This is a genomic window from Pseudomonas sp. GW823-FHT03E05 (assembly GCF_058796855.1).
The window spans coordinates 653,919-667,964 of the sequence record NZ_JBXAJB010000002.1 but is presented as its reverse complement, the minus strand read 5'-3'; the positions used below and the strand labels follow the sequence as shown (position 1 = coordinate 667,964).

Here is a 14,046-nt window from a genome sequence, read left to right as displayed (position 1 = left end):
GAGTGTCTGTGCGGGTAGTGAAAGTCCTGGGCGCCTTGTTGTTGCTGGGCGCCCTGTTGTTGATCGGTGTTCGCCTGGGCTGGTTGCCCGTCGCGGACAGTTGGAATCCCTGGGCGCCGCTGGACGTGCGGGCCAAGCCCAACCTGTTGACCCGTTTCAAGCTGGCGCGGCTGCGGGATGACCCGCAACTGTGCGACCAGGTGCTGGCGGGCTCGGGTTTGCGTACCAGCCGCCAGCCCGACAGCCGCACGGACGTCGCTTGCCCATTGAGCAATACCCTGCGTGTACAGGGTGGCGACGTGGCCCTGAGCAGCAGCTTTCTCGCCAGTTGCCCGCTGGCGGTGGCCTTTGCCCTGTATGAGCGCCATGGGCTGCAGTCGGCCGCGCAGGCGGTGTACGGCCAGCGGGTGGCGCGAGTCGATCACCTGGGCAGTTTCGCCTGCCGCAACATGTACAGCCGCGAGAGCGGTGCCCGCAGCCAGCATGCCAGTGCCAACGCCCTGGACATCGCCGGCTTTCGCCTGGGGGATGGGCGCAGCATCAGCGTGCTCCGGGATTGGCCCAAGGACAGCAATGAAGGCCGGTTTCTGCGCCTGGCCCGGGATGGCGCCTGTGATGCGTTCAACGTGGTGCTGGGGCCGGACTACAACAATGCCCATCGCAACCACTTTCATCTGGATGTAGGGCCTTGGTGGGTGTGTCGCTGAGGCTGGGCTCAGGCGGCGATGCGCAGGTTCTGCAGGATCAGTGGGCGGGCCCAGCCGATATCGAAGTCCATCGCCCGCTGTTGCTCGATGAGTTCCTGAGGCGGGAACGGCTCGGCGGGTTTGTCCAGCAGGTCCAGTTCGAATTCGGCGATCGGCAGGTGCAGTGGGCGGGGCTCCGGCGCAGGGCCTGGAGCAGGAATCGGCTGGCCGGCGTTGAGCACGATCGGGCGTACCCAGCCACTTTCGAAATCCTGCTGGCGCTGCTGGGCCACGATCTCTTCTGGCGGGAAGGGCGGGGCGGGTTTATCCAGCAGGTCCATTTCAAACTCGGCGATAGGCAGGAACAGCGGCTCCGGCGGGCGGACCTCGGTGTCTTGCACGTCGCAATGACGCTGATTGACGATCTGCGCCAGCACATCGCTGCCGCCAGCCGGTTCAACCGGGCCATCGATGGCCACCGCCGGTACCGATTCAACGCTCGCACCTTCACCCCGTTGCTCGGCCAGGGCCTGGGCAAAGAAGTCCTGCCACAGATGGCTGACGCCGCTCAGTGCCTGGGAGTTGCGCAGGCCATAGTCGCCGTGGGGCGAGATATAACCTATCGATGTGCGTTGAATGTCTGACATTGCTCTCGGTCGACGCTTGAGCTCTGGCAAAATGGCCGATAGTCCTGTTATCGGCAGTTTTTGCCGATCATTAATTTTTTGAGTGTGTTTTCAAATGAATGAGCAACCCGCAGCCTGCCGCATCAAAGTCGAGGCCCTGGGCGCCGGATTCGCCCCAGCGGCCGAGCAATGGGCCGAGCGCCTGGGGCTGGCGCTGCAGGTCGATGAGGCCGAGTTCGCCTTGCAAGTGGGGGAGCAGGGCCTGCAGTTGCAGCAATTGGGGCCGGACGCGCCCGGGCCGGTACGGGTGGATTTCGTCGAGGGTGGTGCAGCCCATCGGCGGCTGTACGGCGGCGGCAGCGGGCAGATGATCGCCAAGGCGGTGGGTGTGGCCCAGGGCGTGCGGCCACGGGTGCTGGATGCCACGGCCGGTCTGGGCAAGGACGGCTTCGTGCTGGCGACCCTGGGTTGCGAGATGAGCCTGATCGAGCGCCAGCCATTGATTGGTGCGCTATTGGAAGACGGCCTGGCCCGCGCTGCGCTGGACGCCGAGGTAGGGCCTATCGTGGCCCGCATGCACCTGCTCAAGGGCAATTCCATCGAGCTGATGCGCAACTGGCAGGGTGAACCGCCCCAGGTGATCTACCTCGACCCGATGTTTCCCCATCGGGAGAAAAGTGCCCTGGTGAAGAAGGAAATGCGCTTGTTCCGGCCACTGGTGGGCGATGACAACGACGCCCCGGCCCTGCTCGCCGCGGCCCTGGCCCTGGCCAGCCACCGGGTGGTGGTCAAGCGTCCGCGCAAGGCGCCGTGCATCGAAGGGCCCAAGCCCAGCCATGGGCTGGAGGGCAAATCCAGCCGCTACGACATCTACCCGAAGAAGGCCCTCAAGGCCTGAGCCCCCTGTAGCAGCCGGCTTGCCGGCGAAGGCGGTCTTCAGTCCGCTTCGCTGGCAAGCCCGCTCCTACATCAGCCAGCTCCTGCACCTGCTGGTTTCTACGGCCGGTAGGCGCGGATGAACAGCGCCACCACTTCCTGCACATGCTCCTCTGCGGCGGCGCCCCTCAAGGGTTCGCCGCAGCCGTAGAGCAGGCGGAAATTCGCCCCGCCCTTGAGCATGCAGAAAAAGTGCTCGGCGGCGTTGCGCGGCTTGTCGATGCGCAGGGTGCCCAGCTGATTGATCTTCGCCAGCAGCCGCTCCATGCCCAGCAGCACCCGTTCGGGACCGGCCTCGATGAAGATCTGCGAGAGCTTGGGGTCCTGGCTGCCCAGCGTCATGATCAGGCGGTGCAGGTTCACCGACTCGTCGCTGTTGATCAGATGGTGAAAGCCCCGGGCGATGTTCAGCAGAACATTCTCCACCGGCGTGTCGGGGGTCAGTTCGTAGATCAGCGTGGGCAGCTGTTCTTCGCACTTGGCCACCACAGCGGCGGTGAACAAGGTCTCCTTGTCATTGAAATGGCTGTAGACCGTGAGCTTTGAAACCCCGGCCTCAGCGGCGACCGCATCCATGCTGGTACTGGCGTAGCCATTGCTCAAGAACAGGACTTTGGCTGCTTCGAGAATGGCCTGGCGCTTGGCCAGATCCTTGGGCCTGCCTGGCCCAACGTTTGCGGAAATATTGTCGGACATTTTTTCGCTGTTAATACTGGACTGGTGAGTTTGCTATTAATAACATACCGGCCAGTATAAATATTCCAAGCACCATTAGCGAAAGGTCGCCGCCATGTTCCGCTATGCCTTGCCAGTCAGCCTGGCTTTTTTTCTGTCTGCTTGTGGGCACGAAGAGCCCGTTCAAATTGGCATCCGGCCGGCCATGGTGGTCCAGCCAGAGCCCTCGGCAAGAGCTTCGGACAGCTACCCGGGCGAGGTGCGCGCCCGCTATGAGCCGGACCTGGCATTCCGTATCGGCGGCAAGGTCAGCCGACGGCTGGTGGAGGAGGGCGAGCGGGTCAAGGCCAACCAGCCCCTGGCGGAGCTCGACCCGCAGGACGTGCGCCTGCAACTTGAAGCCACCCGGGCCCAGGTCACTGCAGCCAGCGCCAACCTCAACCTGGTGCGCGCCGAGCGTGATCGCTACAAGACCCTGCTGGAGCGGCAGATGGTCAGCCATTCCCAATACGACAACGCCGAGAACCTCTACCGTTCCGGCGAAGCGCGCCTGAAGCAGATCAAGGCCGAGTTCGATGTGGCCAACAACCAGGCCGGCTACGCGGTGCTGCGCGCGCCGCAGGACGGCGTGGTGGCCAAGCGTGCGGTGGAAGTGGGGCAGGTGGTGGCGGCCGGGCAGACGGTCTTCACCCTGGCCACCGATGGCGAGCGTGAGGTGCTGATCAGCTTCCCCGAGCAGAACTACGGCCGCTTCAAGGTCGGCCAGCCGGTATCGGTGGAGCTCTGGACCCAGCCGGGCCAGCGTTTCGACGGGCGCATCCGCGAGCTGTCGCCTGCTGCCGATCCCAAGTCCCGGACCTTCGCCGCGCGTATTGCCTTCACTGCCGGCAAGGTTCCCGCCGAGCTGGGCCAGAGTGCCCGGGTGTTCATCCAGAGCGGCGATGCGGTGCCGCTGTCGGTGCCGCTGTCGGCGTTGTCCGCGGAAGGCGGGGCGACTTATGTCTGGCGGGTGGATGCCAACAATACCCTGCACAAGACCCCGGTGCGGGTCGGCGCCTTCGGCGAGAAGAGCGTGCCGGTGCTGGAAGGGCTGAGCGCCAGCGATTGGGTGGTGGCCGCGGGGGTGCATGTGCTCCATGAGGGCTTGCAGGTGCGCCCGGTGGATCGCTCCAACCGCGTGGTCAATCTGGCGGCCAAGGAGTAATCCCCGATGGGTTTCAACCTTTCCGCCTGGGCGTTGCGCAATCGCCAGATCGTTCTGTTCCTGATGCTGCTGCTGGCCATTGTCGGTGCGCTGTCCTACACCAAGCTGGGGCAGAGCGAGGATCCGCCTTTCACCTTCAAGGCCATGGTGATCCGCACCAACTGGCCCGGGGCCACGGCCCAGGAAGTCTCGCGCCAGGTCACCGAGCGCATTGAAAAGAAGCTGATGGAGACTGGCGAGTACGACCGCATCGTGTCCTTCTCGCGGCCGGGGGAGTCCCAGGTGACCTTCATCGCCCGGGACTCGATGCACTCCAACGAGGTTCCCGAGCTGTGGTACCAGGTACGCAAGAAGATCAGCGATATTCGGCAGACCCTGCCGCCCGGTATCCAGGGGCCGTTCTTCAACGATGAGTTCGGCACCACCTTCGGCAATATCTATGCGTTGACCGGGCAGGGCTTCGACTACGCGGTACTCAAGGACTACGCCGACCGCATCCAGATCCAGCTGCAACGGGTCAAGGACGTGGGCAAGGTCGACCTGCTGGGCCTGCAGGACGAGAAAATCTGGATCGAGCTGTCCAACGTCAAGCTGGCGACCCTGGGCCTGCCCCTGGCGGCGGTGCAACAGGCCCTGGAAGAACAGAACGCAGTGTCCACCGCCGGGTTCTTCGAGACCCCGAGCGAGCGGGTGCAACTGCGGGTGTCGGGCAATTTCCAGACCGTGGAGCAGATCCGCAATTTCCCGATCCGCGTCGCCGGTCGTACCTTCCGCATCGGTGATGTGGCGGACGTGCGTCGTGGTTTCAACGATCCGCCCGCGCCGCGCATGCGCTTCATGGGTGAAGACGCCATCGGCCTGGCTGTGGCGATGAAGGAGGGGGGTGACATCCTGGTGCTGGGCAAGGCCCTGGAAGGCGAGTTCTCGCGCCTGCAGAAAAGCCTGCCGGCGGGGATGGAACTGCGCAAGGTATCCGACCAGCCGGCGGCGGTGAAGACTGGGGTGGGCGAGTTCGTCCGGGTGCTGGCCGAGGCCCTGATCATCGTGCTGCTGGTGAGTTTCTTCTCCCTGGGAGTGCGGACCGGGATGGTGGTGGCCCTGGCGATTCCCCTGGTGCTGGCGATGACCTTCGCCACCATGTACTACCTGGGGATCGGCCTGCACAAGATTTCCCTGGGGGCGCTGGTGCTGGCCCTGGGCTTGCTGGTGGACGACGCGATCATTGCGGTAGAGATGATGGCGATCAAGATGGAGCAGGGCTTCGACCGGATCAAGGCCGCCAGCTTCGCCTGGACCAGTACCGCCTTCCCCATGCTCACCGGCACCCTGATCACTGCGGCGGGCTTCCTGCCGATCGCCACGGCCCAGTCCGGCACGGGCGAATACACCCGTTCGATCTTCCAGGTGGTGACCATTGCCCTGGTGGCCTCGTGGATTGCAGCCGTGGTGTTCGTGCCGTACCTGGGGGAAAAACTGCTGCCGGACCTGGCGAAGATCCACGCCGCCAAGCACGGCGCCGAATCCAATCCCCACGGTACACCCTTCTACCAGCGGGTACGGCGGGTAGTGGGCTGGTGCGTGGAGCGGCGCAAGACGGTGATCGTCCTGACCATCCTGCTGTTCGTCGGCTCGGTGATGCTGTTCCGTTTCGTTCCCCAGCAATTCTTCCCGGCCTCGGGTCGCCTGGAACTGATGGTCGACCTGAAGCTGGCGGAAGGCGCGTCCCTGAGCAACACCGCCGATGAGGTCAAGCGCCTGGAAGCCCTGCTCAAGGAGCATGCGGGCATCGACAACTACGTGGCCTACGTGGGCACCGGTTCGCCGCGGTTCTACCTGCCGCTGGACCAGCAACTGCCGGCCACCAGCTTTGCCCAGTTCGTGGTGCTGGCCAAGAGCATTGAGGAGCGTGAAGAGCTGCGCGGCTGGTTGATCGAAACCCTCAACGAGCAGTTCCCGGCGCTGCGCTCGCGGGTCACGCGCCTGGAGAACGGGCCGCCCGTGGGCTACCCGGTGCAGTTTCGGGTCACCGGCGAGCACATTGAGGAAGTCCGCGCCCTGGCGCGCAAGGTAGCGGCCAAGGTGCGAGAGAACCCCCATGTGGTCAACGTGCACCTGGACTGGGAAGAGCCCAGCAAGGTGGTCTACCTGAACATCGACCAGGACCGGGCCCGGGCCTTGGGAGTGAGCACCGCCAACCTGTCGAAATTCCTCCAGAGTTCGCTGATCGGTTCCACCGTCAGCCAGTACCGGGAAGACAACGAGCTGATCGAGATCCTGCTGCGGGGCACCCGCGAGGAACGCACCGAGCTGTCGTTGCTGCCGAGCTTGGCCGTGCCTACCGAGAATGGCCAGAGCGTGTCCCTGTCCCAGGTGGCAACCCTGGAGTACGGCTTCGAAGAAGGGGTGATCTGGCACCGCAACCGCCTGCCCAACGTCACCGTGCGCGCCGACATCTACGGCAAGGAGCAGCCGGCGACCCTGGTGCAGCAGATCCTGCCGACCCTGGAGCCGGTTCGCGCCGAGCTGCCCGATGGCTACCTGCTGGAAGTGGGTGGCACGGTCGAGGACTCGACCCGGGGCCAGAACTCGGTGAAGGCCGGCGTGCCGCTGTTCATCGTGGTGGTGCTGACCTTGCTGATGATCCAGCTGCGCAGTTTCTCGCGCACGGCCATGGTGTTCCTCACGGCGCCCCTGGGATTGATCGGGGTCACCTTGTTCCTGCTGGTGTTCCGCCAGCCCTTCGGCTTCGTGGCCATGCTCGGCACCATTGCCCTGTCGGGGATGATCATGCGCAACTCGGTGATCCTGGTGGACCAGATCGAGCAGGACATCAAGGCGGGGCACAAGCCCTGGGATGCGATCATCGAAGCCACGGTGCGGCGTTTCCGGCCCATCGTGCTGACCGCCCTGGCGGCGGTGCTGGCGATGATCCCGCTGTCGCGCAGTGTGTTCTTCGGGCCGATGGCAGTGGCCATCATGGGTGGGCTGATCGTGGCGACGGCGCTGACCCTGTTGTTCCTGCCGGCGCTGTATGCGGCCTGGTTCAGGGTCAAGAAAACCTAGGAACCGGTATGCGGGAATACATCCTGTAGGAGCCGGCTTGCCGGCGAAGAGGCCCTTGGGGCAGGCGCTTGTCCTGGCGACATCTTCGCCGGCAAGCTGGCTCCTACAGGTAGCGGGGAGGCTTACAGGGTGCCGAAGACTTTCTTGGCCAGGCTGGTGGCGGCTGCCGCCGGGTTCTGGCGAATGGTTTCTTCCTGCTTGCCGATCATTTCGAACAGGCCATTGAGGGCTTGTTCGGTCACGTAACTCTCGATGTTTGCGCTCTTGGCATCCAGCACGCCGAGCGTCGCAGCCTGGCCGGCGAAGGAGTTGTACTGCTTGGCCAGGCCGACCTGGTCAGTGGCCTGCTTGACGATCGGCAGGAACTTGGCGCGGATCTGCTCGCGGCTGCTCTTGTCCAGGTATTGGGTGGCGGAGTCCTTGCCGCCGGCAAGAATGCCCTTGGCGTCAGCCACGGTCATCTTCTTCACGGCATCCACCAACAGGGCCTGGGCTTGCGGCACAGCGGCCTCGGCAGCCTTGTTCATGCTGGTTTCAAGCTGATCGACCTGGTCGCCCATGCCGAACTGTTTCATTTTTTTCGCGACCTTGCCCAGGTTGCCCGGCAGCTCGATGCGCACCTCGGGGTTGTTGCTGAAACCACCTGGGGTGCCCAGCTGTTTGACGGCGATCTGCGCACTCTGGGTCAGGGCATCTTTCAGGCCACCGCTGGCGTCACCCTGGGACAGGTCGCTCAGGGACAGGGCCAGGGCGCTGGCGGAGATCAACAGGCCAGCGCACAGGCTGGTGAAACGAAGCGAAGTACGGAGCATGGCGGCTTCCTTGTGCAATAAGAATTAACGAACAGCGTCGACCCGCAGCTTCAAGGGCTGCGGGTCGCTGCCGTCGAGTTTAACGGCGTTGTTTTCGGTGGTGATGAAGACCAGCTGGCCAGCCACTTCAATCCGCGCGCTGACCGAATAGCGGTGGCCGGGCTTGACCTGGGCCGGGTCGTAGCTGAGGTGAAAGGGCAGCGGCACCTGGCCCTTGACCGGACCGCTCTGCTCGGCCAGGACCACGGCAGGGGCGTCGGCCAGTGACACGTCCTGCAGGCTCACGCTCAGGGTGGCGGCCGGAGGCAGGGCGATGCGCTGCAAGTAGAAGACTTCGCCGTCGAGGCTGGCCTTGGCAGCGGGATTCATGGACTGGCAAGCGCCGAGCAGCGCAGTGGCGGCCAGCAGGCTGAGCTTTTTCATCGCGGATCTCCGTATCGAGGGCGCCGCAGCTGCTCCCGGCGCCCGTAAGAATCTAGTCGTTTTGCGCAGGTGCCGCGAGCTGGTCGGCGGCGTCTTCGCTGCGGTGCAGGGCGACCTGGCGGATCGACAGGCGAATTTCTGCCGGCAGCACGCGCTTGGCGGCACCTTCGGCCAGTTCCCCCAGCGCTTCGTGGTAGCTCAGCTTGCCGGCTTCGTCGCGGCGCAGCACACCCTGGTCCAGCAGGGTCTGGATAAAGTGGCGGAACAGGCTCTTGTCGAAGAACTCCGGGGCATTGAGGCCATGCAGGATCGACAGGCGCTGGGCCATGACCGTGCACAGGTCTTCCAGCTCCTCGGCGCTGATGCTGTTCTGGCCGCTGTTGAGCAACAGGGAAATAGCCATGTAGAAGCGTTGCAGGGTCTGGGCAATGCTCTTGGACAGCAGGGTCAGCAGGACGAAATGCCGCGAGCTTGGGGCCGGGCGCTGGTACAGGTCCTTCTCGAAGCGCAGCAGGCCCTGTTCGACAAAGGCCTCCAGCCACTGGTCCACCACCGCGTCCAGCTCATCCAGCGGCCAGCGGATGAACAGCTCCGATTGCAGGTAGGGATAGAGCGCGCGGGTATAGCGCAGGATCTGTTCGCGGCTCATGCGCGACGAGCTCTGGAAGAAGCTCGCCAGCAACGCCGGTAGGGCGAAGATGTGCAGCACGTTGTTGCGGTAGTAGGTCATCAGGACGGCGTTCTGCTCGTCCAGGTAGAGGATCTTGCCCAGGGCGTCGCTCTGTTCGGCCAGCAGGTCCATGTCCTTGACGTGCTGGATCAGAGCCCGGCCGTCGCCTTCGGGCAAGGTGGTATGGGGCGAGTAGGGAACGCGACGCAGCAGTGCCAGGTACAGGTCCAGGACCCGCGCCATGGCGCGGTCGTCTAGGGCCAGACGGGTGGTGGAGAGTAGGGCCAGGGCCACCAGGTTCACCGGGTTGATCGCCGCGGCTTCGTTGAGGTGCTGGGCCACCCGCTCGCCGAGACGGTTGGTAGTTTCATTGAGCCAGGCCGGGCGGTACTGCGGGCCCAGCTCCTGGGTCCGCCAGTCCGGCTGTTCCTGGTCGAGGAATTCCGCCAGCTTGATCGGTTCGCCGAAGTTCACTGCCACCTGGCCGAAGCGCTGCTTGAGGGCGCCGATGACCTTGAAGATGTCGAAGATCGACTCTTTCTTCTTGCTCGCGCCGCGCAGCTCGCCCAGGTAGGTCCGGCCTTCCAGCACCCTTTCATAGCCGATGTACACCGGTACGAAGACGATGGGCATGCGCGAGGAGCGCAGGAAGCTGCGCAGGGTGATTGCCAGCATCCCGGTCTTGGGTTGCAGCATGCGCCCGGTGCGCGAACGGCCGCCCTCGACGAAGTACTCCACCGGGAAACCCTTGGTGAACAAGGTGTGCAGGTATTCGTTGAACACCGAGGTGTAGAGCGGGTTGCCCTTGAAGGTGCGGCGCATGAAGAAGGCCCCGCCGCGACGCAGCAGGCCGCCGATCACCGGCATGTTGAGGTTGATCCCGGCGGCGATGTGCGGCGGGGTCAGGCCGTTGCGAAACAGCAGGTAGGACAGCAGCAGGTAGTCGATATGGCTGCGGTGGCAGGGCACGTAGATCACTTCGTGGCCCTGGGCGATCTTCTGCACGCCTTCGAGGTGGTTGACCTTGATCCCGTCGTAGATCTTGTTCCAGAACCAGCTCAGCACCACTTCCAGGAAGCGGATCGCGGTGTAGGTGTAGTCCGAGGCGATCTCGTTGCCGTAGCGCAGGGCCTGGGCCTTGGCTTTTTCCGGGGAAATCTTTTCGCGCTCGGCCTCGTCGAGGATCGCCTGTTTCACCAGGGGCTGGTTGAGCAGGCCCTTGACCAGGTTGCGCCGGTGGGAAATGTCCGGGCCGATGACCGCAGCCTTGAGGTTGCGAAAGTGCACCCGCAGGATGCGCTGGGCCATGCGCACGGTGCGCTCGTGGCCCTTGTTGTGCTCGATCAGCTCGCGCAGGTTGATCGGTGCGGAGAACTGCACCCGGGTCTTGCGTCCCAGGATCATGATGCTCAGCAGCCGGCGCAGGCGCCCGGTGACCGCCCAGCTGTCGGCGAACAGCAGCTTCCACGGGCTCGACTCGCTGTCCGGCGACTGGCCCCAGAACACGCTGACCGGAATGATCTGTGCATCTTCGGCGGCATTCTGGGTCAGTGCGCTGACCAGCCGGGTCAGGGTCGGTGGCGCCCCGCGCTTGTCCTGGCGACCAAGCCAGTCGGGCTCCGGGGTCAGGTAGAAGAAGGCCGCCGGTTCCAGCAGGTTGCCCACCGACACCGGCAGTACCGGACGTGGCAGTCCAGCCTTGGTGCATTCGGTATCGACCACGGCGAGATCGGTCAGGGACGGGTTTTGCAGGACGTAGAACACCGGTCGGCTGCGGTCGAGGTCGAGGGTGAAGGACGACTGGTTGATGGTTTCCGAGCGGACCCAGAGGTACAGCAGTCGGCGCAAGGTGCCAAACACAAGACGGCGGATCGGGGAGCGGGTCATACGGCTTCTGCGTGAGTGAGTAGAAAACCGAGCAACTGCTCGGGGCCGGTAGTGTGCCGGATTCGCCGAAAATCGGCAAAAAAGCGCCGAAACAAGATTGAGTTGAGAGTTTTTACGCCTGTCATATACTCGGCCGACTCTCCCGCGGTCGTATCGCTTTCACTCATAGAGAGGCAGGCTGGGGGAAAGTTCTCAGGGTTTGGTTGCAGTGCGCCAATCCAATAATAAAAAAATGAGGTATGGATTCATGACTACTCGTGAGACAGGCAACGTGAAGTGGTTCAACGACGCCAAGGGCTACGGTTTTATCCAGCGTGAAGGCGGGGCGGACGTATTTGTCCACTACCGGGCGATCCGTGGCGAAGGCCACCGCTCCCTGACCGAAGGCCAGCAGGTGGAATACGCTGTGGTCGAAGGCCAGAAAGGTCTGCAAGCCGAAGACGTCGTCGGCCTGTAACCCACCCTGTAGGAGCTGGCTTGCCAGCGAAGGCGCCCGTCTATCGAACGCAAGTCTTGAAGGCCTCTTCGCCGGCAAGCCGGCTCCTACGGGTATGCACTGTTCAGGCAGTGCGCCAGGTAATCTCTTCTTCACCGTCGGCGCTGATGCGAATCCAGCGATCGGCGGACTCTTCACCCTCTTCCTCGACCCAGCTGCCCGGTGCGCAGCGCACCTCCACATTCAACGCGGCAAAGGCGGCGCGGGCGCAGGCGATGTCGTCATCCCACGGGGTCTGGTCGCTTTCCAGGTACAGGCTGTTCCACTTGCCCACGGCCTTGGGCAGCCAGGTCACGGGCACCTGGCCTGCGGTGCATTTGTAGGTCTGGCCTTTTTGTACCCAGTCGCTGCACGGGCCAAGCACGGCGCCAAGCCAGGCGGCGATGGCCTTGTAGTCGACGTCGGCGTCTTTCAGGTAAATCTCGATATCGGGCTGGCGCATGGATGTCCTCATTGCCGGTCTGAAAAATCCATTCGCGGATTTCTTCGGCCGCGAGCACAGGCTCGGGGCCTTGGGTTTTAGTGGGTTATTGCAGCACGAAGTAATCGTAGCGCATCGATACGCTGACCTCGAAAGGCTCGGCCTGCTCGATCACCGCGGCGCGGCGCTCGGCGCTGGCGCGCCAGCCGTGGGGCGTCATGGCCAGCAGGTTGGCGCGGTCTTGCGGGCGTTCCAGGTGCAGCTTGAACTCCAGGGTTTCGCTGTGGGCCAGGGCCATGCCTTCGGGCACCAGGGCCAGGTGCTTGTCGTCGGTGTATTCGCGTACTTCGTCGTACAGGCGTTCGCGCAGTTCCATCAGGTGGCCGCTGGTGGGACCTACCTTCATCAGGCCGCCGCCGGGGCTGAGCAGGCGCTTGGCCTCCAGCCAGTCGAGGGGGCTGAAGACGCTGGCCAGGAACTGGCAGCTGGCGTCCGCCAGGGGGATGCGCGCCATGCTGGCGACCATCCAGGTCAGTTGCGGGGCACGACGGCAGGCGCGCTTCACCGCCTCCCGGGAAATATCCAGGGCGTAGCCATCGGCAGCGGGCAGGGCCTGGGCCAGTTGCGCGGTGTAGTAACCCTCGCCACAGCCGATGTCGACCCAGCGCTGGGGCGCGCGTTCTGCCGCCAGCTCCGCCAGGCGCCGGGCCACCGGGGCGTAGTGCCCGGCGTTGAGAAAGTCGCGGCGGGCCTCGACCATGGCCTGGTTGTCGCCCGGGTCACGGCTGTTCTTGTGCTGCACCGGCAGCAGGTTCAGGTAGCCCTGGCGTGCCCGGTCGAAACGATGCCCGGCCGGGCAGACCACGCCGTTGTCCACGGCGTTCAGCGGGGCACTGCAGAGAGGACAGGCAAGCATCAGGCGAGCAACTTGATCAGGGTCTGGTAGTAGATTTCGGTCAGCACATCGAGGTCGCTGGCCAGTACCCGCTCGTTGACCTGATGGATGGTGGCGTTGACCGGGCCCAGTTCCACCACCTGGGTGCCCAGGGTGGCGATGAAGCGCCCGTCGGAGGTGCCGCCACTGGTGGAGGCCTTGGTGTCGCGCCCGGTGACCTGCTTGATGCTGGCCGATACCGCGTCCAGCAGGGCGCCGGGTTCGGTGAGGAACGGCAGGCCGGACAGGGCCCACTCCACATGCCAGTCCAGGCCGTGCTTGTCGAGGATGGCCGCGACCCGCTGCTGCAGGCCTTCCACCGTGGATTCGGTGGAGAAGCGGAAGTTGAACACCGCCACCAGATCACCGGGGATCACGTTGGTGGCGCCGGTGCCGGAATTGAGGTTGGAGATCTGGAAACTGGTGGGTGGGAAGAAGGCGTTGCCGTCATCCCAGTGCTCCGCCGCCAGTTCCGCCAGGGCTGCGGCCGCCAGGTGGATCGGGTTCTTCGCCAGGTGCGGGTAGGCCACGTGGCCCTGTACCCCGCGCACGGTGAGCTTGGCGCCGAGGGAGCCACGACGACCGTTCTTGACCACGTCGCCCACCAGGCTGGTGCTCGAAGGCTCACCGACGATGCACCAGTCCAGGCGCTCCTTGCGTGCTGCCAGGCGCTCCACCACGGCCTTGGTGCCATGGTGCGCGGGGCCTTCTTCGTCGCTGGTGATGAGGAAGGCTACCGAGCCCTTGTGGTCCGGGTAGTCGGTGACGAAACGCTCAGCGGCCACCAGCATGGCTGCCAGGCTGCCCTTCATGTCCGCTGCGCCACGGCCGCAGAGCATGCCGTGCTCGTCGATCAGAGCGTCGAACGGGTCGTTCTGCCAGGCCTGGACCGGGCCGGTAGGCACCACGTCGGTGTGGCCGGCAAAACACAGCACCGGGCCTTCATGCTGGCCATGGCTGGCCCAGAAGTTGTCCACGTCCTCGATGCGCATCGGTTCCAGCTTGAAGCCGGCATCCCCCAGGCGCTGCATCATCAGCTTCTGGCAGTCGGCGTCGATCGGCGTCACCGAGGGGCGACGGATCAGATCACAGGCAAGTTGCAGGGTCGGCGAAAGCTCGGCATGGGCCGTCATGGGTAACTCCGGTGCAAGGCATTGTGCAGGAGCCGGCGGGGCGGCGAGGGCGGTTTAATCGATACACCGCGTTGCTTGGT

At 64.4% G+C, this 14,046-nt stretch carries 13 protein-coding genes; 5 read left to right on the top strand and 8 right to left on the bottom strand.

Annotated elements, in window-relative coordinates; genetic code table 11:
- Positions 1 to 8 precede the first annotated feature (8 nt).
- Positions 9 to 707: an extensin-like domain-containing protein gene (locus AC1RCO_RS10825; RefSeq protein ID WP_077933409.1), complete on the top strand. Its 699-nt coding sequence runs from the start codon at positions 9 to 11 to the stop codon at positions 705 to 707.
- Positions 708 to 715: 8 nt separating this feature from the next.
- On the opposite strand, the gene AC1RCO_RS10820 is transcribed toward AC1RCO_RS10825, so the two are convergent.
- Complete coding sequence (locus tag AC1RCO_RS10820; RefSeq protein WP_015634318.1) at positions 716 to 1,333, bottom strand: hypothetical protein; 618 nt, start codon at positions 1,331 to 1,333, stop codon at positions 716 to 718.
- 94 nt (positions 1,334 to 1,427) lie between these two features.
- On the opposite strand from AC1RCO_RS10820, the gene AC1RCO_RS10815 reads away from it, so the two are divergent.
- Complete coding sequence (locus AC1RCO_RS10815; protein ID WP_019093907.1) at positions 1,428 to 2,210, top strand: class I SAM-dependent methyltransferase; 783 nt, start codon at positions 1,428 to 1,430, stop codon at positions 2,208 to 2,210.
- Between the two features lie 98 nt (positions 2,211 to 2,308).
- On the opposite strand, the gene AC1RCO_RS10810 is transcribed toward AC1RCO_RS10815, so the two are convergent.
- On the bottom strand, positions 2,309 to 2,944 hold the full coding sequence (locus AC1RCO_RS10810; RefSeq protein ID WP_015634319.1) for a TetR/AcrR family transcriptional regulator: 636 nt from the start codon (positions 2,942 to 2,944) through the stop codon (positions 2,309 to 2,311).
- 94 nt (positions 2,945 to 3,038) lie between these two features.
- Here AC1RCO_RS10810 and AC1RCO_RS10805 point away from each other — a divergent pair, with 94 nt between their 5' ends.
- Positions 3,039 to 4,127 carry an efflux RND transporter periplasmic adaptor subunit gene (locus tag AC1RCO_RS10805; protein WP_011059505.1) on the top strand — a complete coding sequence of 363 codons (1,089 nt, stop codon included), beginning with the start codon at positions 3,039 to 3,041 and terminating at the stop codon, positions 4,125 to 4,127.
- Between the two features lie 6 nt (positions 4,128 to 4,133).
- A complete protein-coding gene (locus tag AC1RCO_RS10800; RefSeq protein WP_011059506.1) occupies positions 4,134 to 7,190 on the top strand; it encodes an efflux RND transporter permease subunit in 3,057 nt (1,018 codons plus the stop codon).
- Between the two features lie 122 nt (positions 7,191 to 7,312).
- Here AC1RCO_RS10800 and AC1RCO_RS10795 read toward each other — a convergent pair whose 3' ends face one another.
- From AC1RCO_RS10795 to plsB, 3 genes are read right to left on the bottom strand one after another with little or no spacing between them, the layout of a single operon-like run.
- Positions 7,313 to 8,002, bottom strand: a complete 690-nt coding sequence (locus tag AC1RCO_RS10795) for a DUF4197 domain-containing protein (protein WP_492617692.1) — start codon at positions 8,000 to 8,002, stop codon at positions 7,313 to 7,315.
- 24 nt (positions 8,003 to 8,026) lie between these two features.
- Complete coding sequence (locus AC1RCO_RS10790; protein ID WP_011059508.1) at positions 8,027 to 8,425, bottom strand: YbaY family lipoprotein; 399 nt, start codon at positions 8,423 to 8,425, stop codon at positions 8,027 to 8,029.
- A 52-nt stretch (positions 8,426 to 8,477) separates the two neighbouring features.
- The gene (gene plsB, locus AC1RCO_RS10785) at positions 8,478 to 10,982 is read right to left on the bottom strand and encodes a glycerol-3-phosphate 1-O-acyltransferase PlsB (protein ID WP_011059509.1); all 2,505 of its coding nucleotides are present in this window, start codon (positions 10,980 to 10,982) and stop codon (positions 8,478 to 8,480) included.
- A gap of 247 nt (positions 10,983 to 11,229) precedes the next feature.
- On the opposite strand from plsB, the gene AC1RCO_RS10780 reads away from it, so the two are divergent.
- Positions 11,230 to 11,439, top strand: a complete 210-nt coding sequence (locus AC1RCO_RS10780; RefSeq protein WP_011059510.1) for a cold-shock protein — start codon at positions 11,230 to 11,232, stop codon at positions 11,437 to 11,439.
- A 103-nt stretch (positions 11,440 to 11,542) separates the two neighbouring features.
- Here AC1RCO_RS10780 and AC1RCO_RS10775 read toward each other — a convergent pair whose 3' ends face one another.
- The 3 genes from AC1RCO_RS10775 to dapE all read right to left on the bottom strand — a co-directional run bounded on the left by AC1RCO_RS10775 (position 11,543) and on the right by dapE (position 13,966).
- Positions 11,543 to 11,920 (bottom strand): hypothetical protein, encoded by a 378-nt coding sequence (locus AC1RCO_RS10775; protein ID WP_011059511.1) that lies wholly within the window; start codon positions 11,918 to 11,920, stop codon positions 11,543 to 11,545.
- An 85-nt stretch (positions 11,921 to 12,005) separates the two neighbouring features.
- On the bottom strand, positions 12,006 to 12,815 hold the full coding sequence (locus AC1RCO_RS10770) for a putative RNA methyltransferase (protein ID WP_041116198.1): 810 nt from the start codon (positions 12,813 to 12,815) through the stop codon (positions 12,006 to 12,008).
- On the bottom strand, positions 12,815 to 13,966 hold the full coding sequence (gene dapE, locus AC1RCO_RS10765; protein ID WP_492617691.1) for a succinyl-diaminopimelate desuccinylase: 1,152 nt from the start codon (positions 13,964 to 13,966) through the stop codon (positions 12,815 to 12,817). Before dapE ends, AC1RCO_RS10770 begins: the two co-directional genes overlap by 1 nt.
- Between the last annotated feature and the right edge of the window lie 80 nt (positions 13,967 to 14,046).